Here is a 21,903-nt window from a genome sequence, read left to right as displayed (position 1 = left end):
GCTTGGTATAATCACTCACAGATTGCGATTGTGATGATAACTATTTGCACAAAGGAAATGATATAACCGAAGGCCCACTTCTCGCTCAAAGCGGATCTCCAACCCAGTTAACAAGTCCGCTTCGTGCCAAAAGCAGAACTTGCTTACATTGTGCTATGTTAATTTGTTGGGAGCAGGTCACAAAATCCAGCCAGGACGAAAATAAATAATTGCCATACATTTAGTGTTGATTATTTCGGGATTGTTCATCTATTCTGATTGTATCAGCGAGCAGGCCGGAGTCACTCTTCGTGGATCATCCCATACTTCAGAAAACAATCGTTCTCTTTATTCTTGCCCTATGGGTAATTGATCCATTCAGGACAAAGAGAAGAAAGCATACTGAATCCACCATTGAAGAAGCCGATGCCAGAGAACGTCATAAATGGCGATATCTCAGATGGGGAGTGCGAACAATACAAATTGCAGCGACAGTATATATGTTTGCTATGCTGATTCAGTTTTTACTGAAGTAGACGGCTCAGGCAGGTACGACCGGACGGAATTGGCAGCCAATTCAGCGGAGGCCGGACGGGGTTAAACGTCCCCTCTGTGCCAGTGACCTGCTCCTCGTTGATTCACACGGAAGGCTGTTAGAAATGTGCAATTTTTGCTCACAGCAGACTGTAAGAGTTGATTGTGTGTTGCACTGTGAGATCAAATCAAAACCAATATATTCAGGCATCTTCCCACAGCGCACCCCATTCAACAGGCAATTGCTCCTTATCAAATCCCTCAAACCAGTAAACACTACTTTTTGCCCAACAATAGGCACTTCTCCCCAACCCTAATGAAACAATGCGCGACTCCAGTCCGGCTTGAGACGACCATGCCGTTTAAGGCGCACACCATTACAAGCAGTTGCTCATATTGAGGGAAAGTTAATAAAGAAACTTAACGGCATTTCCTCTTTTGCGCACGTTTCAATTGCCTTGATATCCAGTCTTGGTTACGTTTGCGAATTTTTTGTTTCATTGGCTACTGTTCTGATTCGACTCACTTATTAATCAATGATCTTACTGTATTCCAACGCCATGCTTTGTACAGGAATGTCCGCTTTTCGCTCATAGCAGACGGTTTATAATAATTGTGCCCTGCTGGAGGGCACATCGCTATGTGAAATTTCAATTGATGCAGATTGGTTTTGCCAACTTAAGTTAAGCTTGGTTTCTCAATCCTTTTTCCCATCCAGCATGTCAATCATCATGGGATAAATTCTGTCGCAACTTATCTCTGGATTTTGTACAGCAAAATTCCATCCTTCATCCATCGCAGCAGCAACTTCAGTTGTTGAAGCTATGGGCCAGTCGCTTACGGTGCCATAGACTTTACGGATGGCCTGGTTCTTGTCCATACCCGAACGCTGCTGCTGGCACATACTGACCATCACTTCTGCGGCCTGAGCAGGCTGGCTTACCGGGTACGCTGCCAGCGCCGGAGCGGATACTGTTGTGATGAGCAGTGCGGTAATAATATGCTTCTTCATTGTGTTACCCCTCACTGAACCGGAATACCCTGGACCGGGCTGTTGTCCCATGTCATCGGTCGGTCTTCCGGAATTGCCGGGGCACTGTCAGTGGCCGGTTTGTCAAAAACAGGTTTTGCGCTGGCGGGAAGGTCATCCGGTGAAATAACTCGAGTTTTCACACCCAGCTTCCCACCAACAGCGGCGTTCATCTGGTCGCAGAGGGTTTTTATCTGGAGCCGGATACCGCTCTGGTTTATTCCTTCGCTTTTGAATTGCTGCTCAAGAATAAAGCGGTCCTGAAGGGAATGGTAATAGTTAATATTGTCCTTCGTTAATGTCATGATGTTGCCGGTATTATCCTGATAGCGATTGCTGCGGATAAGTTTGTCCAGTGCGGTTAAGGCCTCATCGCCAGTGTAACCATACTGGTGGCAGGTATTCAGGGTGGCATAAGCCTCATACAGCCCCTGCAAATTTTCTGCGGGGAGTGTTTTTGCCCCGGCACAACCTGAAAATGCCAGAAGCAACATGGCAGCGGTTTTCCTCATCTTCGGTGATCTCCTTTCATTGACGTTTTCATTATCCGTTATGCGCGCTACCGTTAACGGATGCGGATATTTCTGGTGATTTTCCTGGGTGTCAGCGGGCTGCGTTTTTCCACAAAGAAATACGCAACATTGAACGCTGATTTACGATGGTTGCCTCGGCCCAGGGAGGGCCAGTTTCTGAAGGACTCAATCTGTTCTTCGGTATAGGGCGTGTCAGAAAAATCGAACAGTACCAGCAGGGCTTTGCCGTCATACTTCATCAGTTTCTTTACCTCCGTGCTGTTGACTGAGGCTGACAGTGCAGAACGGGCGGCTCCTGGCTTACGGACGGCGAACTCCACCGCCACATCGTCAATGACGAAATCAATATAGCCATGCCCGGAGATACTGCCGGGCAGTTTCCCCCGGACTTCCGGTGAGACGCTGTCGGCAAACCAACCCAGCAGGTAGCAGCGTACCAGCGGTAGCAACTCCCGTTCACTGCATTCGTTAAGGCGCAGGGTTTTGACAAATGCTTTCCGGTAAAGGGAACTAAAAAGGTACTCAAAGCATTCCGTTACTTCAGTAATGGTGGTCGACATACCCTGCTTCCTTCAGCTTTCGTTTTTGACAGACCTACCTGCATAGCGCTCAGGCCAGATGGTTTCGGGCGTAGTGTTCAGTGCCTCCGCAATAATCTTTTCCGCCCGCGGATAGTGGCGCTCAAAAGCGTTATTCAGCGTCCTGGAAGCCAGCCCGTGTTGCCGGGAGAGAGCTGACAGGGAAAGTCCCCGCTTATGCAGGGCGGCGACAATATCTGCCCGGTGCCAGTTAACAGCACTTCCCTTACTTCGCTTTTTTTGCGAATCTGTTGAGTTACTCAATGTATTCACTCCGGGTTGTTAGTACCGGAGACATTAAAAGCGAACAAAAGGAAGTTATCAAGTTCCTTTTATGGTTATTTGCGCTCATTTAACTAACGCTTTGATAAGAGGTGAAATTTTATGAGCAGTGAACAGATGACTGAGCCCTGTGATGCCGGAATGACGGACAGGGGGGAGTGGCTTACAGCAGAGCAGTTTGCCGGAATGGAAGGAATGCCGGGCACAGCGAAAGGGGCGCGGCTACGTCTGGAAAAGCTCACAGCCCTACATCCGGAAATCCGCCGCAAACGCACCAGTGGGAAGGGGTTTCTGTACCATATCAGCGCGGCAGGGATGGCGTTGAAAAGTGAGCGGGATGCGGCAGATACCTCAGCAGACGAGCAGCTTAACCTGTGGATACAGTTGTTCCGTACCATGAAACCGGCCTCTAGGGATAAACTTTTGCAGCAGGCTCTGGCTCAGGTTGCAAGGGACCTGTCTGAAGGAGGCGTTAACCAGTAACAAGTGAAGGAGTCGCTGGATAAGTGATAACAAGAATCACTTGCATTAATATATTGATTTTGTTATAATTTATACAGTGGCAGCCATCATGCGCTCAGCCACTGTATCACCACCATTCCGGCTGGTTCACAGCCATCACTTATCCCGGAAATTTACAATGACACTTCCTCGAGACGTTCATGCGTCCCGCCAGGGACAGCATGACTATTTGTGTGGCATCTACAGCCTGATTAATACCCTGAGTTACCTCTATGACGGCAGAGTAAGGCGGGAAAAATTAATGTACCGCCTGCTAAGCAGCTATAAGCGACGATGGGACTTATTTGATCTCCTGACGCTTGGCCTGGATGAAGAGCAGATGGACCACCTGATAGCAGATGTTCTGCTGAGAGGGCATTACGCCCAACATTATCCCCTCTATTTTCATACTCCCTTCCGTTATCGAACCTTGAGAACTCACCGAATATTTCATGATATCAGCGACTGGCTGGCTTCACCGGAGAATCAAGCGCAGCGCGTGGTGATTATGGGGACCACATGGCACTGGTCAGTGGTGGTTCGTACCGATGCTACCCGGTTGTTTTTGTTTGATAGCCTGGGGATACGCAGCCAGCGAAAGGACACGTTTTCAGTACAACCTGAGCTGAAGCGCCATACGTTGCTGCCGGATGCCATTTACTTTGTTGAACGTAAATTCTGAACTAAAAGGTAAGGAGTACATCATGACGTTTATCGCAAGTGATCGTAGCGGTCATTATCAGACGCTGGAGCCGGTTACCCGCGAACAGATTATCCGGTTTGCCCATTCTTTGCTGACCCGCCAGTTTCGCAATCGCCGAAAAATCACCTCATCTGAAGATGTACGTCAGTGGCTGGTGATGAAGCTGGCGCTTGAAAACCGTGAATCTTTTGGTGTGATAATGCTTTCACAGCAACATCATATTCTCGGCTACCAGACATTGTTTACCGGTACGCTGAGCCAGACGATGGTTTATCCCCGCGAAATAGTCAGCCTGGCACTGACGCACAACGCTGCTGCTGTGATACTGGTGCATAACCATCCCAGTGGTGAGCCTGAACCGAGCCAGGCCGATAAACTCATTACCCAAAAAATTACAGACGCACTGGCGTTGCTGGATATCCGCGTGACCGACCATCTCATTGTGGGAGGCGACAAAGCCTGGTCTTTCGCTGAACACGGGTTACTGTGAGTTACCTGGTTTAATACACATTAACCACGGTAATCTACGTTCGCCTTATCCCTTCATTTTTTAAACTGTAAATACTGAGGTTTTACCCATGAACATCAATGCCGTTATTCAACCGGCAGGCTTTGTGCTGCCTGTCAGTCTGCAGCTGTTCGACATGTTGATGGCAGAGGCGGGCGAAATACCTGCCAGTAAACATCGCGTCACCGCCGTTACGCTCAACTTCTGGGACCCGGACTACAGCGTGGAGCGGGGCGGTTATCACCCGGTGGAAATCCGGCTAGTTCACCAGGGGGACGAGTGGTGTCTGGACTACGCCACCGATTTTGGCTATGTCGGCAACGTTTATCCCGAGCTTGAGAAAATCATCGATATCAGCTGGTCGCAGGGCTATGTCTGGCACTGCCGTACAGGGGATTTGTCCCCGTCTGAGGCCCGGGCGCTATACACCCTGTGGGAGCGCAACTTCCTGAGCTATCACGCCAGCGGGGTCTACACCACCCGCGTGATGTGGGAAAGCTGAACTGAAGATAATAAAGCCCTGCCGGAGGCGTATCTCACTGGCTGGAATATGGAGACACAAATATGACCCATTCAACACATACACCGTCGCCAGCAACCCCCTGGTGGGGGCTCTGGCGTGATGTGACGCCGCTGTTTGGTGCACGACTGGTACAGGAAGGCCACAACCTACATTTTCTGGCCGACCGGGCCGGGTTTAGCGGTGTGTTCAGCGAAAGCGATGCACGCCATCTGGACCAGGCCTTTCCGCTGTTCATGAAGCAGATGGAAGGCATGCTGTTGTCTGGTGAGCTGGAGCCGCGCAGGGCGAAGGGCATCACACTGCAGGCGAAGGAACTGACTTGTGAGGCTGATACGCTTGGCTCCTGCGGCTATGTATATATCGCCATTTATCCCACTCCTGTCCCGGTTCCAGCAACACAGGACTGAACATATCCGTTCTCTCTTCTGCCGGGCGGATTTCCATAAGCGCGGGCCGGGTTGCCGTTCATGTTCGCGCCTTTTTCAATACTACCCACATTATCACGAGAATACTGTCATGAAAAAACAACCTGTCTCACCGACACGGGTGGCATCGTGCTGCCTGTCGCCTGCTGAAGTCTGGCGCACCCTGCTGACTCACCTGTTGGCACAGCACTACGGGCTTACCCTCAGCGATACGCCGTTTGGCGAGGAAGACACCATTCAGGCGCATATTGAAGCCGGTGTTCCCATGGCGGAGGCCCTGAATGCTGTCGTTGAGATGTATGATCTGGTACGCACAGACCGGGACAATGCGGGCTTTATCCTTGGCTCCCCATTGATTACTACTATTGATGTTCTCCGGGCGCGAAAAGCCACCGGGCTTCTGAATCGGGGAACGTATAAGGCCGTCAGCCATATCACGCAGGGGCGCAGGTCTGCCCCGGACCGCGCCACAATCGCTGAACCCGGAGCGCCGTTGCCGTTGCTGCCATCGGACACGTTCACCCGACAGGATGCGGAGCGTGTTGTGTCAGCGTATGACCGTGTCGCTATTGAGGATGACCAGCATACCCACTTTCGGCTGGCAATACGCGATGCTGAAGGTCAGCTTATCTGGCGGGTCTGGAACTTTGAGCCCGGAGCCGGGCAGGGTCTTAACCACTATCTGCAACGCTATGGCGTGAAAAAATGACCACGCAGGGCTGAATGACATTACCAGATGAATTGACTGCTTCCCCGGCCTGCATGGCCGGGATACTCCATTTTTCAGTATTAAGGATGATGTTATGACCTCGAACCACAAGGGCAGGCGCGCGGAAACTGTACGCCTGCAAAACGTCTCCACCACCAATCCGGCACAGCTTTGGCTGGCAGGTCTGGCGCCTGCCGGGCGCAAGGGGATGCAAAGCCAGCTTCGGCGCTGTGCCGGTATCCTGCTTCCGGGCTCGGATATCGACAGTTACCCCTGGCAGATGCTGAACTACACGGGGGTGATGCTGGTGCGCTCGGCGCTGCTGAATGAGGGCTATGCTGTTGCTACCGTGAACATGGCGCTGTCGGCGCTGAAATCAGTTGCCGGAGTGGCCTTCAGTATGGGGATACTGGATGCTGATATGCTGGAGCGGATACGCAACGTCAGGCGGGTCAGTGGTGACGGTTGTCGGCAGGGGCGTGCGCTGGCCCGCCATGAAATCCGGTCAATGCTGACGGCGGCAGCGACGTATTCCTCCGTGCGCTGTCAGCGCGAGCGGGCCATTTTATTGCTTCTGTGTGGTGCCGGGCTGCGTGCGGGTGAGCTGGTTGCCCTTAATGTTGAGGATATTGACGTCTCCACGGGGATCGTTTGGGTCAGGGAGGGGAAAGGGCGCAAAAGTCGTGATATTCACCTTGCCGTAAAGGTTTGGACACAGCTGCGGCGCTGGCTAAAGTGCCGGGGAGGGCATGAGGGGCCGTTATTCAGTCGTATCAGCTTGGCAGACCGGCTTGGGCCACGTAGGCTTACCACTACCGGATTGACGGGGCTGTTGGCACAGCTACGCCAGGCCGCTGGCGTGGACTATTTTACCCCGCACGACCTCAGACGAACGTTCATTACACAACTATTGGAACAGGGAACCGACCTCAACGTGGTACGCCAACTGGCAGGTCATGCCGATATCGCCACAACCACCCGCTATGACTACAGGGGCCGAGGTATGCTGGACAGGGCCTCCCGAGCGTTCTGTTGCTGGTAAATCGTAATGGGGGGGATGGCCTTCGTCACCTGCTGGCTAAACAATCAAACGGGGCCAGGGACTATTTTTGATGACTCACAGGCACGTCCAGGGCGGGCTTAGTGCTATGGGGAAGCCGGGAAAGTACGACCAACTCACCACTCCTGATGAATGACACTATCGTACTTCGCGGCCTGGGTATTCCAGAGATACTTGCAGTGTACAGTCTTACCGCCTGGCGCCTCTGCTGAGGCATCATTTTTCCAGTTGTATGTCATTATTTACATACTGACTAATATCATTTTCACTCCATTCCCCTTTCTTCCTATTCGGCGCTCTGTAGCTGCTTTCATTCATGATTTCAGCAACCTCTGCAAGTCTGCGTCTATGTGTATTACGCTGACCTTTCTCGTAAAGCTTGTTAATCATCGTCCGGAGAAAGAACTTATGAGGATTGTCTGTCGCTTCGCTGGCTCTGCACTCAGTGCCCAGATTTTTAGCCACAATGTCTGATACCACTTTTTCCCCTAAGCATGCTTCTGCCTGACTGTGGATACCGGCAGTGACAGCTATACTGCGGAACATATTGATTTCATCGCCCTTCATTTTACCTTCTGACAAGTTTTCCTGAAGTAACGCCAGTAATTCCAGTGTGGTTTCGTCAAGATAAACTTTCACCTGGGTCAGTCCCGCATCTGTCCGCATCTTTGTCGACCGCTGCTGGCGGCTCATCTGTTTTTTCCCTGCCATGTGTGGCTCCCTTCTTTAGCCATTTTAACCACTCTAGCATCTCCCATGTCTGGCCGACATTGATCATACACAAGTGTCGGCCCGACAATGAAACGTCTAACGTGCTTGCAGACGTCCCAAAACGTAGCCGCAGCTTCCGAATTTCGATCTTGTGAATAAGGCACTCCTTGAACTGCTCAAGAGTGCAGAAATATGAACGAGATGAAACTGGTGAAAATTCGGGTCGTACTGGAGCGCTGTGCGGTGAGCCGCGCCACGTTGTACCGGATGATTGAGAAAGGCACTTTTCCACGCCCTAAATCCCTGACTGGAGGGCGAGCGGTAGCCTGGCTGGAAAGTGACGTCAGTGAATGGATTGCTTCCCGCGTCACTACAGGAGGCTGCTGATATGTTTGGTGCAAAAGACCGCATTGCGCGATCAGTATACGTATCGCTGACAGAAGAAGAGCGCCAACTGGAAAAGCTGGCTCTCACCATTCCAGGGTTTGAAACCCGGGATCGGATGGAGAAAGAGCGCCAGTACCGTATAAGAGCAATACAAAAAGCTGTCCAGCAGGACAGGAATGATAACGAGAATGAAAGCAAAGAAGTCAGAAAAGCACACAAAAAGTGGCGAGGAAAGGCTCTTCGGCTAAAGAGGAAACTTAAAGCCTGTATGTTAGATAAGCCATGTGGCAGTGCTGCGTGCCCACAGTGCTTCCGCCTGCACAGGTTACGTAAACTGGCTGAACTGGCCCCGCTGCGGGGGTGTATGAGCGCGTACAGAGTGGTTACGCTGGTTTATTACGATGCCATGCTGGAAGAAGAGCAGATCAGTTGCTGGGACCATAAGAAATTCCGGGAACGGGTCTACAAGATGGTAAAAAGAGCCGGATTTACGGACAAAATAGTGGGGGGCTATGAGCTGGATTTTCACACCGATATTCAGCGCTGGATGCCTCATTTGCATCTGCTGATGCCAAGAGAGCCTGGCGCGCTCAAAACGCTAAGGAAGGCGATGAAAAGAGACAAAAATATACGGGCCAGAGCAGGGATAATTAGTCGACCAATGAAAAGCCAAAAACTAAGGGATTTTGATGCGCAGGTAACTTACTGTTTCAAGGGGATGTGGCAGGAAGTAAGACCCTACTCTGATGAGGTTGGCAAAAGGAGGACCCGCAAGCACAGGCTGCCACCTGTTCTACTGGCACGGGCGCTATGTAAGCAGGATGAGATGGGGTTTACTGGACTGACATTTACTTCTGGGGTGAGAACCCGTAAGTAGTTTGTCCATAAGACAGGATGTCCATAAGCGTTTAGACGCATGTAAGCCATCAGTTGATACACTCAATGGGTATGTATATCTATATGGGTGTATCAACACTATTCAGTGAATATCGTCGGTCATGGTGTCAGATTACATCTGGCTTAAATGTTTCACAGCCCAGATGTGTCCTCCAATAATAAGTAATGTTTCCATCAGTATCTGGTCCCATCCATACCTTTTGATTGAGAAAAAGCATTAGCACTTCTGTTCATGTGGGCGATTCCAGTAATCCACGACACGTCACCCGTATGTAGCCTTACAAGAGAAAAGACTTCGCAGTTTTCACTTCTTCTTGTCCTCTCCGCTTTTACGTGGACAATAGGGCAAAACCAAGAGGTAATAAAATGACTAATTTTTCTTCAATGGCGGCTTTCTTATGGTCCGTCGCTGACTTACTACGTGGTGATTTCAAGCAATCTCAGTATGGCAGAGTGATTCTGCCATTTACCGTTCTTCGTCGTCTTGAGTGCGTGCTTGCGCCTACCAAACAGGCTGTACTTGATAAGTTACCTGTGGTTGAAAAGCTTGATGAGAACGCTGCCGATGCAATTCTTCGCCACGCTTCCGGGCAACACTTTTACAATACTTCGCCGTTGGACCTCAGTAAGTTGGGGGAAACACAGCCACGACTTAATCTTGAACGTTACATTCGCTCATTCAGCTATGACGCGCGTGAGATCTTCGAACACTTTAAATTCTATGAGTTTATACAGCAGCTTGATGATGCCAATTTACTCTACAAAGTAGCCAAAAAATTTGCCGAGGCTGATTTGAGCCCTTCTTCTGTCAGTAACCACGATATGGGGCTGATATTTGAGGACTTGATCCGCCGGTTTGCAGAAGGTTCTAACGAAACGGCGGGTGAGCACTTTACGCCACGGGATATCGTGCGACTGACAACCTCTCTGGTGTTTGCGGACGACGATGCAGCGTTGACTAAACCGGGACTGATCCGCCGCATCTACGATCCTACTGCCGGGACAGGCGGCTTCCTTTCCAGTGGTATGGAATACCTGCATGGAATAAATCCCAGTGCCAGCCTTCGGGCCTATGGTCAGGAGCTAAACCCAGAGTCTTACGCTATCTGTAAAGCGGACATGCTGATCAAGGGACAAGATATCAGCAATATCAAGCTGGGTAATACCCTCTCTGACGATCAGCTCTGGAATGAGCGTTTTGATTACTGCCTGTCCAACCCACCGTTTGGCGTTGACTGGAAAAAGATTGATACCGTTATCCGCAAAGAACATAAAAAGGGCTACGATGGGCGTTTTGGACCCGGTTTGCCGAGAGTATCCGATGGTTCTTTGCTGTTCTTGCTGCACCTGATTAGTAAGATGAACGATAACAGCCGTATCGGGATCATTCTTAATGGTTCGCCACTCTTTACCGGAGGTGCGGGCAGTGGTGAAAGCGAGATCCGCCGCTTTGTGCTGGAACAGGATCTGCTGGATGCTATTGTCGCATTGCCGACCGATATGTTCTACAACACCGGGATTGCGACTTACATCTGGGTACTCAGCAATCATAAACCGAAAGAACGTAAGGGCAAGGTGCTGCTGATTAATGCCACGGAGCAATTTGCGCCGATGCGGAAATCTCTTGGTAGTAAGCGTAAAGAGTTAACGGAAGCGCAGATTGACGAGATTGTGAATCAGTATACGCGCTATCAACCTTCGGCTAATGTTAAGCTGTTTAAAACCTCTGATTTTGGCTATCGCCGTATTACGGTGGAAAGACCGCTTAAGCTGGCATTTTATCCACGCGATCTTGATCGTCGCGTAGCGTTGCTGGCGGATAAAGACTGGTCCAAATATGGTGATTTAGAGTTATTAGCCGCTCTGGATGCAATGGATGATAAATATTTAAGCCGGGAAAAATTCAAAAAAGCATTGCCGAAAGTTTCTGCTGCTCAGTTTAAGTTGTTGATAAAACACTTAAGTGAAACAGATGAGAATGCTGAAGTTTGTAAAACTAAGGGTAAGCCAGAACCTGACGCCAGTTTGCGTGATTATGAAAATGTGCCGTTGAGTGAATCTGTTGAAACGTATTTCACACGCGAGGTATTACCCTATATACCTGATGCGTGGATCGATATCGAAAAAACCGATCCTTATGATGGACAGGTCGGTTTAGTGGGTTATGAAATTCCTTTTAACCGCTATTTTTATCAGTATCAGTCGCCACGTTCCTTGGAAGAGATTGATCGCGACTTGGATGAAGTGAGCAGAGAAATTATGGTCTTGCTGGCGGAGGTCCATTCGTGAAGTACAGAGCATATTCAGAATATAAAGACTCTTGTGTGGAATGGCTTGGAGAGATCCCTGCTAGATGGACACTTGAGAAATTCAAATACTTGTTCCAAGTAAGTAATGAAAAAAATGGTGTGGAGCCTGTTGGGCAGATGTTATCTGTATCCGGTTATAGGGGAGTAGAAGTAAAAGAGTACAATGATGAGGCAAAGAAAAGAACGCTTGAAGAAGTAGCAGAATACCGTGTTGTGAGAAAAGGGCAGTTAGTTGTTAATACAATGTGGCTTAACTATTCTGGCCTAGGTGTTTCCGATTATGAAGGATATGTTAGTCCTGCATATAGAGCATATAGGTTTACAAAAAATGTTAATAAGAAATATATACATTATTTGTTGCGTTCAAATCCATACGTCATGGCTTATACTTCGCAAATGCAAGGTATAAGACCAAATTCATTACAAATTAAAACAGATGATTTTCAATCATTGCCTGTACTTTTGCCTTCAGTAGTTGAGCAGGAGTGTATTGCGAAATTTTTAGATTACGAATTGGATAAGATTGACCTATTAATCGACAAACAAGTTCGACTCATTGAACTTCTGAAAGAAAAACGGCAAGCGGTGATTTCTGATGTCGTAAGAAGAGGGTTAAATCATCGTGTTAAGCTCAAAGTTTCAGGAAATGAGTGGTTAGGTGAAGTGCCTGAGCACTGGGGGGTATCCCAGATAGGTTGGCTTTGTAAAGTTGGTAATGGCAGTACTCCTAATAGAGATAATCAATCCTACTGGCTTTCAGGTGATTACCCATGGCTTAATAGCTCTAAAGTAAACGATGATATTGTTACTAATGCAGAGCAATTTGTCACTTCAAAAGCATTGTTGGAGTGCAGTTTACCTTTAGTAAAAAAAGGTAGCGTCATCATTGCAATTACAGGGGAAGGGAAAACGAGAGGTACCTCCGCGTTATTGATGATGGATGCCACTATTAATCAGCATATTGCTTATATGACTCCTTTGTCAAAAAATAAAATATTACCAGAATATCTTCATTTATGGCTTCAAAGTAAATATGATCAGATTCGTTTTGAATCATCTGGTGGGGGCAGTACAAAGGCCGCAATAACTTGTTCTGACGTGAAAAAATATATTATCCCGCTACCGCCATTAAATGAGCAGAAAGTTATTGTTGCTGATGTTGAAGAAAAAAAACGATGTTTCAATACCCTTGTGATGCATTGTGAACAGCAAATATCTTTGCTAAAGGAGCGTCGTTCCGCCCTAATTTCCGCTGCCGTAACAGGTAAAATCGATGTACGCAACTGGCAACCCGCTGCTAAGGACGCTGCATGAGTGATATCCAGCTCTTTCGTTATGGTAAAAACGGTGTCTCTGAACTTCCGGGAAAATCAGCAGCCATTGAAAAAGATCTTCAGAAACTGATCGAGTCTCATATGGAGGCTTTCCTTGGGGTACGTTTTTTGGCGACAGAATACAGCACAGGCAAGACCCATAAGGGGCGCATTGACTCATTGGGGCTGGATGAAAACAACACGCCAGTGATTATCGAATATAAACGTCAGAGTAACGAGAACGTCATTAATCAGGGGTTGTTCTATCTGGACTGGCTATTAGATCATCAGGCCGAGTTCCGTTGGCTGGTGATGGATAAGTTTGGCAAACAGGTTGCTGACGATATCGATTGGTCCAATGCCCGTGTGATTTGCATTGCGGCAGATTTTACCAAATATGACGAGCATGCCGTTGCGCAGATTAACCGCAATATCAATCTTATCCGCTATAAGCTGTTTAACCCTGATCTCCTGATGTTTGAGCTGGTGAATGCTGCTACCGAGACTCACAAGCCTCAGCCTGTTGCAATAGAGAATCAGGTGCCGAAGCAGAAGAAAAATGCTCAACGCTATCGTCTGGATAAGTCTTCCCCTGAACTGGTTGCGCTTTATCAGAATATCTGTGATTTTGCTGATAGCTTGGGTGATGAGGTTCAGCGCAAAGAGTTACTGCTTTATACTGCGTTTCAGAAGATAAAGAATTTTCTAAGCGTCGTGATATGGCCCACAGCCAAAGAACCACACGTCAAGCTTTACCTGAAACTAAAACCGGAGCAGGTGATCATCTCTGATATCGTCAGAGATGTTACTAATTTGGGACACTGGGGAACCGGTGATATTGAGGTGGTTGTCCATAATCAGGCAGATTTAGCAAAAGCTAAGTTACTGATTGAGCAAGCGTATCAAGAGAACTGATATGGTATCTAAATCCGCAGAACTATTATTCCAGAATCACATTATTGAGCAACTATCATCCAGTGGTTGGTTATTTGGAAGCTCATCCGGCTATGATCGTGAAAGGGCGATTTATCCAGAAGATGCGCTTGCTTATGTACAGGAAACCCAGCCGGAAGTCTGGGACAAGTTTTGCGGAATTTATCCAAAAGATACAGATGTACATTTTCTCAACGCGGTTGAGAGACATCTTTCGGCTAAAGGAACCTTGTGGACGCTGAGACATACCTTAGCGGATCGCGGTGCTCGTTTTCAGCTTTGCACCTTTAAACCCGATCATGACCTTAATCCAGACTTGCTGGTCCGCTATTGCGCTAACCGTTTACGAGTAGTACCTGAACTGATTTATTCGCCCAATGGTTATGATGGCCGCATTGATTTGACATTGTTCCTGAATGGGTTGCCTGTCGCCACACTTGAACTGAAATCGGCGTTTAAACAATCGCTTGATGCGGCAAAACTACAGTATATCAATGACCGCCAGCCAAAAACCGGAAATAAACCAGAACCACTGTTGACCTTCAAACGCGGTGCGCTGGTCCATTTTGCGGTCAATCAGTATGAGGTGGCGATGACCACCAAACTGGATGGAAAGAAAACCTTTTTCCTGCCTTTTAACCGGGGAACCGCAGAAGGCGGGGCGGGTAACGATCAACCATTAGAGGGGTATGCGACAGCCTATCTATGGCAGGAAATCCTGCAACCGGATAACTGGCTGCGTATTTTGGGGCGCTACTTACATCTGGAGCAAAAGCGCGTTGATGATGCGCTTGGTCATCAGGAAATCAAGGAAACCCTGATTTTCCCGCGTTACCACCAATGGGTCGCTGTTCAGTCATTGCTGAATGCCGTTCGCGTGGAGGGAACAGGGCAAAAGTACCTTATTCAGCATAGCGCTGGTTCCGGTAAATCCAACTCAATAGCTTGGTTATCCCATCAGTTAGCGTCATTGTACCGCCCGGATGGTAACAAGTTTTTTAATTCGGTAATCGTTATTACAGACCGCACTGTGTTGGATGGTCAATTGCAGGACACGATTTACCAGTTTGAACATCAGGATGGTGTGGTTTGTAAAATCAGCCGTGAGTCGGGTAGTAAGTCTTCGCAACTAACCGAGGCTTTATCGTCTGGTACGGCAATTATCATCGTGACGATCCAGACTTTCCCGCATGTGCTCAAAGCTATTCAGGAAAGTACTGGTCTGAAAGGACGAAGCTTTGCTGTTATCGCTGATGAAGCACACTCAAGTCAGACGGGAACGACTGCTCGACAGCTTCGCGAAGTGCTGATGGCGGAAAAAATAGATGAAGAAGAAATGGATGGTCAGGATGTTATCAATGCGACGCTTGAGGCTCGCAGAGGTTCCTCTGATATAAGCTATTTTGCCTTTACTGCCACGCCTAAAGCCAAGACGTTAGAGCTGTTTGGTAGACCACCTCATCCCGAAATGCCTTTGGCGAATGACAATAAACCGAAGCCATTTCATCTGTATTCAATGCGACAGGCGATCGAAGAAGAGTTTATTCTGGATGTTCTGAAAAATTACACCAGCTATGGGCAGGCTTATCGTCTGGCACATGATGCCGAAGATAAAGAAGTCGACCGCAAAAAAGCCAAAACGCAGTTGAGCAAGTGGGTTCGCTTACACCCTCACAATATTGCCCAGAAATCACAGGTCATCATTGAACATTTCCGTGAGCATGTTGCTCATTTACTAAATCACGAAGCGAAAGCGATGGTAGTAACCAGCAGTCGCCTCGAAGCAGTAAAATATAAGCAGGCGTTTGATAGCTATGTGCGAGAAAAAGGCTATAAACGTTTAACAGCAATGGTGGCGTTCTCAGGTGAAGTTGTCGATGAGGGCGAAAGCTACACGGAAAACTCGATGAACCCAGGCCTGCAAGGTCGGGATATGCGTAAAGCATTCGATACTGATGATTATCAGGTGATGCTGGTCGCTAATAAATTCCAGACAGGCTTTGACCAGCCCAAACTGGTCGCCATGTACGTTGATAAAAAACTCAAGGGCGTGGATTGTATTCAGACACTATCCCGTCTTAATCGTACGTATCCGGGGAAAAGCAGCACATTTGTTCTTGATTTTGTTAATGATCCTCAGGATATTCTGACTGATTTTAAAGAGTATTATCAGAATGCCGAACTGGTGCAGGTATCCGATCCCAACCTTGTTTATGCCATTTTCCATAAGCTGAATGAACAGCATATATGGCAATGGCATGAAGTGATTAATTTTTCTGATGCTTATTTTGACCCGAAACGTGGTCCTGAAGCGCTAACGGGGTATTGTAAACCAGCGGTAGATCGTTTTACTCATCGTTACCGCTCCGCGATGGATGTATTACGAGGGGCGTTATCGACACTCGAAGATGCAAAGAAAAGCGGCGATGAAACTTGGCGAGTAAACTGCGAACGTAGTGTTAAGCAAGCTCGTGAAGCGAAGGACGTGCTGGATACGTTCAAAAAAGATATGAATAGCTTTATCCGTTTTTACGAGTTTGCTTCGCAAATTGTCGATCTGGCAGATGAAGAACTGGAACGCTTAAATGTCTTTGCTCGCCACTTGCTGCCGTTGTTAAGAGAGGAGCGGCTTGATGACGATCTTGATATCAGTCAGGTACAGCTAACACACTATAAACTGTGGGAAAAGCGCACCCAGGATCTGAAATTACAAGAAGGGGGAGAAGGACTTAAAGGGATCACCAGCGTCGGTGGCTCAATTGCTGAAAGGCCGAAAGATCTATTATCGCACATTCTGGAACAGCTAAATGAGTTGTTTGGCGAAGAAACGACTGATGCTGACAAGCTGGTATGGCTTGATGGCGTGGCGGCTAAAGTTTCCGAAAATGATTCTGTGATGGATCAACTTCGCCATAACGATATCGAGCAAATCATGCTTGGGGATTATCCTCAGGCCGTACAGAATGCTGTCATCGAAAGCATGGGGGCGTTTGAGAAACATTCAGTTGCTTACCTGTCTGATAAGGATGTTGCCCGTTTAGCCAATCGTTTCATACTTGATGTATTACTTAAAGGGCTTGGCCGATGAGTGAGTCTTTGACGGGGCTTAATGTGAATTCGCGCAGAAAGTTTGGTATAATGCTTAGATGATGTTTTCAGCCCAGATTTTGCTTTTCAGGAGTAATTATGAGCAACAACAAAAAAACTCAGGCAAGCTATGCTAAGCCGTCTCGTGCTGACATCGTTCGCTCAGTAGCAACATCTACGGCTGTTGAAACAGGGCAGTCCTCCGCGAAGATCGAAGCTTCCCTTGAAGCTACACGCAAAAAATTTGCTCATTTACGTCTTGCGGTTTAGCCCCTTCTTAATGCTTCTCTGACCCAGTGTCTCATCGGCTCGTAGTCCATTGATACGCCCGCATGGATAGCCGAGATATACTGGGTTTTGTTTTGCTCCCAGCTTTTATAATCCAGCGGTTTGTATCCTCCCTGAACGGCCATAACGTCGGCTAATAGTCGCGACAAACGCCCGTTTCCTTCTCTGAATGGATGGATGAGTATCAGCTCGACATGGGTTATGGCGATAGCGGTGATGAGTTGTTCTTCGTCCATGCCGCTACACGGCGTGTATTGAGTCAGATACTTCGTGTCGAACTCGTTCAGCAGTTTTGGCAACTGTGCTGAGGGGGCAAACATAAAGCCGCCTTTGCTGATATTAACCGCTCTTTCTTGTCCAGCCCACTCGTAGATGTTACCTAACCAGCGGCGATGCCAGCTTTTTAGCAGGGCTACGCTGAGTTGTCCTTCCGGGAACTGTTCTTCAAAAACAGACTGGTAGAGTTGTTCTAACAGGACAAGTTCAACCTCATCCATCTCATCAGAAGTAGCGATCCCCAGCTTATTAGCCAAAACCTGCTCGCCAGAGTCTTTCTCATACTGGCCTTCACTGCTGGATACATGGTATCGGCTCATGGGGATGCCCTGTGTTATTAGATGGATGGGAAAACAGAGGGAGTATAACGCTGGATGAGTACAGCAAACAATATTCTTAAAATCAGATAGTTACATAAATGTAGGTTGAAATATGGTTTTTATTTTCTGGTGGAAAATTATCTTTAATAATCAGCATTAACACACCAATGCATCATTGGCGTGTGGGCGTCAAAATTCTCAAGTGTGCTCATAAAATCCTGGTGTCCATGTTCTTAAATTTCAATGAGTTGTATTTTTTTGTTGTCTGGTTACATATCCGCTCATTGGAACTCATGAATCCTGCGTTTCATTCATCGATGTATGGCGACCATGATAACGAAGTCTGTATGGCAGGAAAACAGCAGGAAAGGGCTCTTTCTGTAAAATGCGTACCTCATTCCATCCTTGTAGCTAATCCGGCACTCAAGGTGCTGTCGCGCTGTACAGCGTTAATCCACGCATACATCGCATTTAGCGTCCGTTACTCGTTATTACGTTCATCCCGCGGGTGAATATACTTTAAAAAGAGGCCCGACTATTAAATATTGCGATTGACTGTAAATCTGGTCCTTATCCGCGGCATTAATGTTCTGTCGGAACAGGTAAATGCGGAAGGAAAAAGTGATAACCGCCTGCTTTGACAAGGGTTGACCGCAGAGTATAATTACACTTCACCCCGGCAGTTAACTATTCTGTTTATCGTAAGCGAGCGGCATATGTTCTGGATAATTAACGATAAAATTAAATTTTGTCCAGAGAGGAATTTGCTGATTTCGTTGACCCGTCCTGACTTAAATGTAATTCTGACAACCCCTGCCAGCCGTTGTCTGAACCTTCTTTTAGAATCATTTCCAGAAGTCGTTACGCAGAAATACTTCTTTGATAAAGCCTGGGGCGAGGACGGCATGCTGGTTCCGGCAAATACGCTTTATCAGAATATCTCTATAATTCGACGCGGGCTCCGGACCACAGGAGAGACGGACGATACGCTGGTGGCGACGGTGCCGAGAAAAGGATTCCAGATAGAGAAAAATGTCAGGGTAACCCGCGTTGACACGGACTGTGTTGATGACGGAAAAAAAGCGACAGCGACGGGAGTGGAAACCTCTCCGGTTGATACAAAGGATAAACCTGTCGAAAATATTCCCGTAATGCCGGGTGGGAGGAAAAAACAGCGTCAATTACGCCAGTATATTTTCCCGACAGCTTTAATGATAATCGCGTTTTGTGCCGGTTTCTTTGCGTTTCAATACCTTTTACATGATAACCCGGAAAAAGATTTTTTCAGGGATTATCCAATTACTCTTACACAGAACGGCTGTCATTTTTCCTCGCAAAACGATGATATTCGTGGCGTCGGCAACTTCAGGCGATTTATAAAAATCATTTTAGACACGGGGCTTGATTGTAAAAAATATCCGTGGGTCTATTTTCCCTCATCCAGCCATGCTCCGGCGCTTTCCGTTCTTGCTTGCAGAGAACCCTTTGAAATAAAAGCAAATGCCGGATGTATTTCGCTCTATTTTAGAGGACATCTCTGATGACCAAAAAGGCAACCGTTCTGTTGTTTCTGGTATTCTTCCTCGCTGGCGCACTGGCCGCATGGCTATACCGTCTACACCAGCAAAACAGTGAAAATACGGAGGCCTGTTCAGCGTCAATCGTCGTCTATCATGAGGATATTCGCGCTAACCTGACGATGGACTTCATGTACACGATGAAGAAGCAGACTGGCGTCATTGCGCTAAGCGGAGCCTATTATAAAAATGATAAACTTGCTGGCGTTATCCGCAGAGATGTCTCCTATGTATGGACAGAAAATAAAGACTCATTCCATTTTACATCGGTAAATATACATGACATTAATGGTCAGCAAACCGCACCAAATGAGATTATGAATGAAATTCTCCCTGACTTCTTTCTGTATCCGAAGAAAAACCTGAATTATTCCATTACGCAGCAGGGGCCCCGTGGGTTTATGTTTTCTGTCGGAAAACGCCCTATTTTTTACTGCTCTCGCTGAACGACATGGCCGGGATGTCCATCATCCGGCTCTTTAATGAGTTCGATAATTATTTTACCCGGCCCGACCTCCACCCGAACCTGCGAATGGGTTAAAAAGCCTGCTTTTTCGAGCCAGTCCCCTTTCAGATTCAGGGCTGCGTGTACGCTGTAACGCGTTGGGATCTTGGTTTTACGATCTTCATGACGCTTTCTGAAATAACCCACTTTTAAGTGACGATACGGTTTGGTGATAGCCATTCCTTGCATAGATCCTCCGGTAACTGTTGGCAACGTGTGTTCAGACTGCCTGTATAAAATAACAGTAAAAACGCGTCAGGAAAGAGCGAAGACTGGAAGGCGCCTTCAGAAAACAGAATGCAACGACTGAAATCCCTTTTTTAAAATGGTATTCTGAATGCGTGTTATTGAGGGGGGATGAAAATGGCGGGGAAACGCATTGCGCGCGAAAAAGAGACGATCGCGAAAATGATCGCCCTGTATGAAAAAAACTGTCCGCAGGCGGTAAAGGATGAGGGCCATTATCAGGCGCTGAATGCCTACGCGGATAAGCGCCTGGATAAATGCGTCTTTGGTGAGGAAAAACCCGCCTGCAAACAGTGCCCGGTGCACTGCTATCAGCCCGCCAGACGTGAGGAGATGAAGCAGGTGATGCGCTGGGCGGGGCCACGAATGCTATGGCGTCATCCGATTCTGACTCTTCGCCACCTTATTGACGATCGCCGTCCGGTTCCGGAACTGCCTGAAAAGTATCGACCTAAAAAATAGGCGCTTCAGCGCCGCAGCGGGCGGCAAATCACGCTCAGCGCGACCGCGCTGCACAGTGGAAACACCGCCAGCAGCAGCCACGGGTAAATGGCCTCCGTCGAGGGCACCAGCGCCTTGTCCAGCAGGCTGCCTAAACCTAAATTCCCCACCAGCACCGCGATGCCGCCGGCGGTTGAGAGTGCGCCATAGTGCGCTCCAAGCGTTGACTCCTCGGCAAAGCGCGGGATCAAATCTTTAGCCGACGGCACCAGCAGCATTTGTCCGAGCGTCAGCAGCGTGACAAGGCTTGCAGAGGGCAGCAGGCGCAGCCAGCCCTCCGGCGGCTCCGTCGCGGCAAAGAGCGCCACGCTTGCAAACGAGGCGGAAAGCAGCAAAAAGCCCACCGGTAAGATCCGGACCGCGCCGACGTTTCGGGCGAAACGGGCAAGGGGCAGCTGCAGAACAATAATCAGCACCGAGGCCAGCATAAACAGCGGCCCCAGATCTTTTTCGTTCCCGCCGGCGCGTTGGATCTCCACCGGCAGCGCCAGATAGAGCTGGTTATAGCTTAACAGCCATGAACTGTAGGCAATGATAAAGGCGACGAAACGCGGCTGACGGAACGTCGTCCACAAGGGCAGAATTTTCAGCGGCTTCGTGCTGTGATGTGCCGCAGGCAGGCAGAAAAATAGCACCACCAGCGCAACGATAAATATCCCTGCGCCTGCGAGCGCAACCTGACGAAAGCCCAGCCCCGTCAGCAGGGCCCCCATCACCGGGCCAAGAACGGCGCCAAGTTCACCGCACACCGCAAACAGCGCAAACCACTCCGCGCGGCTGCGTTTACCCTTTGCCTCACTTTGCGTTCCCGCTTTTGCCAGCAGGGCCTCTATCGACGGTGAGAACAGCGCGCCGCCAACGCCCGTCAGACAGGCCCCCAGAATGACGGGCCACAGGGATTGCCCAAAGGCCAGCAGTAAATAACCCACCACGCGGACGATGCAGCCGCTGAGGATCACGCTCTTCGCGCCAAACCGGTCTGAAAGCGCGCCGCCAACAATAAACATCCCCTGCTGGGAAAAGGTGCGCAGCCCAAGCACCAGCCCAATCAGCCCGCCGGAGAGCAGCATATCGTCACGTAAGAAGATCGCCAGGAAGGGGACGACCGCGTAAAAGCCGATATTAAACACAAACTGGCTGCCCAGCAGAACGGGCGGCCAGAGGGTGTTGGCAGTGCGAAGAGGCATC

General features: G+C 48.6%; 25 protein-coding genes and 1 pseudogene. 18 read left to right on the top strand and 8 right to left on the bottom strand.

Features of this window, described 5'->3' with window-relative positions; all coding sequences use genetic code 11:
- Window positions 1-1,210 precede the first annotated feature (1,210 nt).
- The 4 genes from ACOTX1_RS06110 to ACOTX1_RS06095 are packed head-to-tail and all read right to left on the bottom strand — an operon-like array spanning window position 1,211 to window position 2,918.
- Window positions 1,211-1,525: a hypothetical protein gene (locus tag ACOTX1_RS06110; RefSeq protein ID WP_032333283.1), complete on the bottom strand. Its 315-nt coding sequence runs from the start codon at window positions 1,523-1,525 to the stop codon at window positions 1,211-1,213.
- 11 nt (window positions 1,526-1,536) lie between these two features.
- Window positions 1,537-2,055 carry a hypothetical protein gene (locus ACOTX1_RS06105; RefSeq protein WP_032333282.1) on the bottom strand — a complete coding sequence of 173 codons (519 nt, stop codon included), beginning with the start codon at window positions 2,053-2,055 and terminating at the stop codon, window positions 1,537-1,539.
- Window positions 2,056-2,108: 53 nt separating this feature from the next.
- On the bottom strand, window positions 2,109-2,636 hold the full coding sequence (locus tag ACOTX1_RS06100; protein ID WP_000108266.1) for a hypothetical protein: 528 nt from the start codon (window positions 2,634-2,636) through the stop codon (window positions 2,109-2,111).
- A gap of 12 nt (window positions 2,637-2,648) precedes the next feature.
- A complete protein-coding gene (locus ACOTX1_RS06095) occupies window positions 2,649-2,918 on the bottom strand; it encodes a helix-turn-helix domain-containing protein (protein ID WP_001442951.1) in 270 nt (89 codons plus the stop codon).
- A 120-nt stretch (window positions 2,919-3,038) separates the two neighbouring features.
- Here ACOTX1_RS06095 and ACOTX1_RS06090 point away from each other — a divergent pair, with 120 nt between their 5' ends.
- From ACOTX1_RS06090 to ACOTX1_RS06055, 8 genes and pseudogenes are all read left to right on the top strand, one after another.
- Window positions 3,039-3,419, top strand: coding sequence for a hypothetical protein (locus tag ACOTX1_RS06090; protein ID WP_061300993.1), 381 nt, complete (start codon window positions 3,039-3,041; stop codon window positions 3,417-3,419).
- A 157-nt stretch (window positions 3,420-3,576) separates the two neighbouring features.
- Window positions 3,577-4,119, top strand: coding sequence for a hypothetical protein (locus ACOTX1_RS06085; RefSeq protein WP_252055856.1), 543 nt, complete (start codon window positions 3,577-3,579; stop codon window positions 4,117-4,119).
- A gap of 22 nt (window positions 4,120-4,141) precedes the next feature.
- Window positions 4,142-4,630: a JAB domain-containing protein gene (locus ACOTX1_RS06080; protein WP_045146589.1), complete on the top strand. Its 489-nt coding sequence runs from the start codon at window positions 4,142-4,144 to the stop codon at window positions 4,628-4,630.
- Window positions 4,631-4,718: 88 nt separating this feature from the next.
- On the top strand, window positions 4,719-5,150 hold the full coding sequence (locus tag ACOTX1_RS06075) for a DUF2787 family protein (protein ID WP_063255736.1): 432 nt from the start codon (window positions 4,719-4,721) through the stop codon (window positions 5,148-5,150).
- A 62-nt stretch (window positions 5,151-5,212) separates the two neighbouring features.
- On the top strand, window positions 5,213-5,578 hold the full coding sequence (locus ACOTX1_RS06070) for a type IV toxin-antitoxin system YeeU family antitoxin (RefSeq protein WP_032333278.1): 366 nt from the start codon (window positions 5,213-5,215) through the stop codon (window positions 5,576-5,578).
- A 109-nt stretch (window positions 5,579-5,687) separates the two neighbouring features.
- Window positions 5,688-6,044: pseudogene (locus ACOTX1_RS06065) on the top strand (TA system toxin CbtA family protein); the annotation flags it as partial.
- A gap of 45 nt (window positions 6,045-6,089) precedes the next feature.
- The gene (locus ACOTX1_RS06060) at window positions 6,090-6,305 is read left to right on the top strand and encodes a DUF905 family protein (RefSeq protein ID WP_063857560.1); all 216 of its coding nucleotides are present in this window, start codon (window positions 6,090-6,092) and stop codon (window positions 6,303-6,305) included.
- Window positions 6,306-6,399: 94 nt separating this feature from the next.
- Entirely contained in the window at window positions 6,400-7,347 is a 948-nt protein-coding gene (locus ACOTX1_RS06055; protein WP_032333276.1) for a tyrosine-type recombinase/integrase, read from the top strand.
- A 234-nt stretch (window positions 7,348-7,581) separates the two neighbouring features.
- Here ACOTX1_RS06055 and ACOTX1_RS06050 read toward each other — a convergent pair whose 3' ends face one another.
- Window positions 7,582-8,076 (bottom strand): hypothetical protein, encoded by a 495-nt coding sequence (locus ACOTX1_RS06050; protein ID WP_063857557.1) that lies wholly within the window; start codon window positions 8,074-8,076, stop codon window positions 7,582-7,584.
- Between the two features lie 192 nt (window positions 8,077-8,268).
- On the opposite strand from ACOTX1_RS06050, the gene ACOTX1_RS06045 reads away from it, so the two are divergent.
- The 7 genes from ACOTX1_RS06045 (at window position 8,269) to ACOTX1_RS06015 (ending at window position 17,272) form a co-directional block, all read left to right on the top strand.
- The gene (locus ACOTX1_RS06045) at window positions 8,269-8,463 is read left to right on the top strand and encodes a helix-turn-helix transcriptional regulator (protein WP_032333275.1); all 195 of its coding nucleotides are present in this window, start codon (window positions 8,269-8,271) and stop codon (window positions 8,461-8,463) included.
- 1 nt (window position 8,464) lies between these two features.
- The gene (locus ACOTX1_RS06040) at window positions 8,465-9,340 is read left to right on the top strand and encodes a hypothetical protein (protein WP_063255735.1); all 876 of its coding nucleotides are present in this window, start codon (window positions 8,465-8,467) and stop codon (window positions 9,338-9,340) included.
- Window positions 9,341-9,726: 386 nt separating this feature from the next.
- Entirely contained in the window at window positions 9,727-11,649 is a 1,923-nt protein-coding gene (locus ACOTX1_RS06035; RefSeq protein WP_032333273.1) for a type I restriction-modification system subunit M, read from the top strand.
- A complete protein-coding gene (locus ACOTX1_RS06030; RefSeq protein WP_032333272.1) occupies window positions 11,646-12,983 on the top strand; it encodes a restriction endonuclease subunit S in 1,338 nt (445 codons plus the stop codon). Before ACOTX1_RS06035 ends, ACOTX1_RS06030 begins: the two co-directional genes overlap by 4 nt.
- Window positions 12,980-13,897 (top strand): DUF5655 domain-containing protein, encoded by a 918-nt coding sequence (locus ACOTX1_RS06025; protein ID WP_023063267.1) that lies wholly within the window; start codon window positions 12,980-12,982, stop codon window positions 13,895-13,897. The genes ACOTX1_RS06030 and ACOTX1_RS06025 overlap by 4 nt, the downstream gene beginning before the upstream one ends.
- Before the next feature lies 1 nt (window position 13,898).
- Window positions 13,899-17,003 (top strand): type I restriction endonuclease subunit R, encoded by a 3,105-nt coding sequence (locus ACOTX1_RS06020; protein WP_063255734.1) that lies wholly within the window; start codon window positions 13,899-13,901, stop codon window positions 17,001-17,003.
- Window positions 17,004-17,101: 98 nt separating this feature from the next.
- Window positions 17,102-17,272, top strand: a complete 171-nt coding sequence (locus ACOTX1_RS06015; protein ID WP_000069461.1) for a hypothetical protein — start codon at window positions 17,102-17,104, stop codon at window positions 17,270-17,272.
- On the opposite strand, the gene ACOTX1_RS06010 is transcribed toward ACOTX1_RS06015, so the two are convergent.
- A complete protein-coding gene (locus ACOTX1_RS06010; protein ID WP_034167216.1) occupies window positions 17,269-17,886 on the bottom strand; it encodes a Fic/DOC family protein in 618 nt (205 codons plus the stop codon). The genes ACOTX1_RS06015 and ACOTX1_RS06010 overlap by 4 nt on opposite strands.
- 716 nt (window positions 17,887-18,602) lie before the next feature.
- Here ACOTX1_RS06010 and ACOTX1_RS06005 point away from each other — a divergent pair.
- Together ACOTX1_RS06005 and ACOTX1_RS06000 are read left to right on the top strand one after the other, a co-directional pair.
- On the top strand, window positions 18,603-19,427 hold the full coding sequence (locus tag ACOTX1_RS06005; protein WP_023314734.1) for a winged helix-turn-helix domain-containing protein: 825 nt from the start codon (window positions 18,603-18,605) through the stop codon (window positions 19,425-19,427).
- Window positions 19,427-19,909, top strand: a complete 483-nt coding sequence (locus ACOTX1_RS06000; RefSeq protein WP_023314733.1) for a hypothetical protein — start codon at window positions 19,427-19,429, stop codon at window positions 19,907-19,909. The genes ACOTX1_RS06005 and ACOTX1_RS06000 overlap by 1 nt, the downstream gene beginning before the upstream one ends.
- Here ACOTX1_RS06000 and ACOTX1_RS05995 read toward each other — a convergent pair.
- Entirely contained in the window at window positions 19,894-20,157 is a 264-nt protein-coding gene (locus tag ACOTX1_RS05995; protein WP_023314732.1) for a SymE family type I addiction module toxin, read from the bottom strand. The genes ACOTX1_RS06000 and ACOTX1_RS05995 overlap by 16 nt on opposite strands.
- Before the next feature lie 174 nt (window positions 20,158-20,331).
- Here ACOTX1_RS05995 and ACOTX1_RS05990 point away from each other — a divergent pair, with 174 nt between their 5' ends.
- Entirely contained in the window at window positions 20,332-20,676 is a 345-nt protein-coding gene (locus tag ACOTX1_RS05990; RefSeq protein ID WP_023314731.1) for a nitrous oxide-stimulated promoter family protein, read from the top strand.
- Window positions 20,677-20,681: 5 nt separating this feature from the next.
- Here ACOTX1_RS05990 and ACOTX1_RS05985 read toward each other — a convergent pair whose 3' ends face one another.
- A complete protein-coding gene (locus ACOTX1_RS05985) occupies window positions 20,682-21,902 on the bottom strand; it encodes an MDR family MFS transporter (protein ID WP_421766820.1) in 1,221 nt (406 codons plus the stop codon).
- Window position 21,903: the final 1 nt, after the last annotated feature.

Origin of the sequence: Enterobacter cloacae complex sp. IR5401, from assembly GCF_049238425.1 — a bacterium.
GTDB classification, from domain to species: domain Bacteria; phylum Pseudomonadota; class Gammaproteobacteria; order Enterobacterales; family Enterobacteriaceae; genus Enterobacter; species Enterobacter hormaechei_C.
This window is presented reverse-complemented; position numbering and strand designations above follow the sequence as displayed.

What these genes read in the sequence shown, in the direction of transcription:
- ACOTX1_RS06110 (WP_032333283.1), bottom strand. Translation starts at nt 1,525, where the DNA reads ATGAAGAAGCATATTATTACCGCACTGCTCATCACAACAGTATCCGCT.
- ACOTX1_RS06105 (WP_032333282.1), bottom strand. Translation starts at nt 2,055, where the DNA reads ATGAGGAAAACCGCTGCCATGTTGCTTCTGGCATTTTCAGGTTGTGCC.
- ACOTX1_RS06100 (WP_000108266.1), bottom strand. Translation starts at nt 2,636, where the DNA reads ATGTCGACCACCATTACTGAAGTAACGGAATGCTTTGAGTACCTTTTT.
- ACOTX1_RS06090 (WP_061300993.1), top strand. Translation starts at nt 3,039, where the DNA reads ATGAGCAGTGAACAGATGACTGAGCCCTGTGATGCCGGAATGACGGAC.
- ACOTX1_RS06085 (WP_252055856.1), top strand. Translation starts at nt 3,577, where the DNA reads ATGACACTTCCTCGAGACGTTCATGCGTCCCGCCAGGGACAGCATGAC.
- ACOTX1_RS06080 (WP_045146589.1), top strand. Translation starts at nt 4,142, where the DNA reads ATGACGTTTATCGCAAGTGATCGTAGCGGTCATTATCAGACGCTGGAG.
- ACOTX1_RS06075 (WP_063255736.1), top strand. Translation starts at nt 4,719, where the DNA reads ATGAACATCAATGCCGTTATTCAACCGGCAGGCTTTGTGCTGCCTGTC.
- ACOTX1_RS06070 (WP_032333278.1), top strand. Translation starts at nt 5,213, where the DNA reads ATGACCCATTCAACACATACACCGTCGCCAGCAACCCCCTGGTGGGGG.
- ACOTX1_RS06055 (WP_032333276.1), top strand. Translation starts at nt 6,400, where the DNA reads ATGACCTCGAACCACAAGGGCAGGCGCGCGGAAACTGTACGCCTGCAA.
- ACOTX1_RS06050 (WP_063857557.1), bottom strand. Translation starts at nt 8,076, where the DNA reads ATGGCAGGGAAAAAACAGATGAGCCGCCAGCAGCGGTCGACAAAGATG.
- ACOTX1_RS06045 (WP_032333275.1), top strand. Translation starts at nt 8,269, where the DNA reads ATGAACGAGATGAAACTGGTGAAAATTCGGGTCGTACTGGAGCGCTGT.
- ACOTX1_RS06040 (WP_063255735.1), top strand. Translation starts at nt 8,465, where the DNA reads ATGTTTGGTGCAAAAGACCGCATTGCGCGATCAGTATACGTATCGCTG.
- ACOTX1_RS06035 (WP_032333273.1), top strand. Translation starts at nt 9,727, where the DNA reads ATGACTAATTTTTCTTCAATGGCGGCTTTCTTATGGTCCGTCGCTGAC.
- ACOTX1_RS06025 (WP_023063267.1), top strand. Translation starts at nt 12,980, where the DNA reads ATGAGTGATATCCAGCTCTTTCGTTATGGTAAAAACGGTGTCTCTGAA.
- ACOTX1_RS06020 (WP_063255734.1), top strand. Translation starts at nt 13,899, where the DNA reads ATGGTATCTAAATCCGCAGAACTATTATTCCAGAATCACATTATTGAG.
- ACOTX1_RS06015 (WP_000069461.1), top strand. Translation starts at nt 17,102, where the DNA reads ATGAGCAACAACAAAAAAACTCAGGCAAGCTATGCTAAGCCGTCTCGT.
- ACOTX1_RS06010 (WP_034167216.1), bottom strand. Translation starts at nt 17,886, where the DNA reads ATGAGCCGATACCATGTATCCAGCAGTGAAGGCCAGTATGAGAAAGAC.
- ACOTX1_RS06005 (WP_023314734.1), top strand. Translation starts at nt 18,603, where the DNA reads ATGTTCTGGATAATTAACGATAAAATTAAATTTTGTCCAGAGAGGAAT.
- ACOTX1_RS06000 (WP_023314733.1), top strand. Translation starts at nt 19,427, where the DNA reads ATGACCAAAAAGGCAACCGTTCTGTTGTTTCTGGTATTCTTCCTCGCT.
- ACOTX1_RS05995 (WP_023314732.1), bottom strand. Translation starts at nt 20,157, where the DNA reads ATGCAAGGAATGGCTATCACCAAACCGTATCGTCACTTAAAAGTGGGT.
- ACOTX1_RS05990 (WP_023314731.1), top strand. Translation starts at nt 20,332, where the DNA reads ATGGCGGGGAAACGCATTGCGCGCGAAAAAGAGACGATCGCGAAAATG.
- ACOTX1_RS05985 (WP_421766820.1), bottom strand. Translation starts at nt 21,902, where the DNA reads ATGCCTCTTCGCACTGCCAACACCCTCTGGCCGCCCGTTCTGCTGGGC.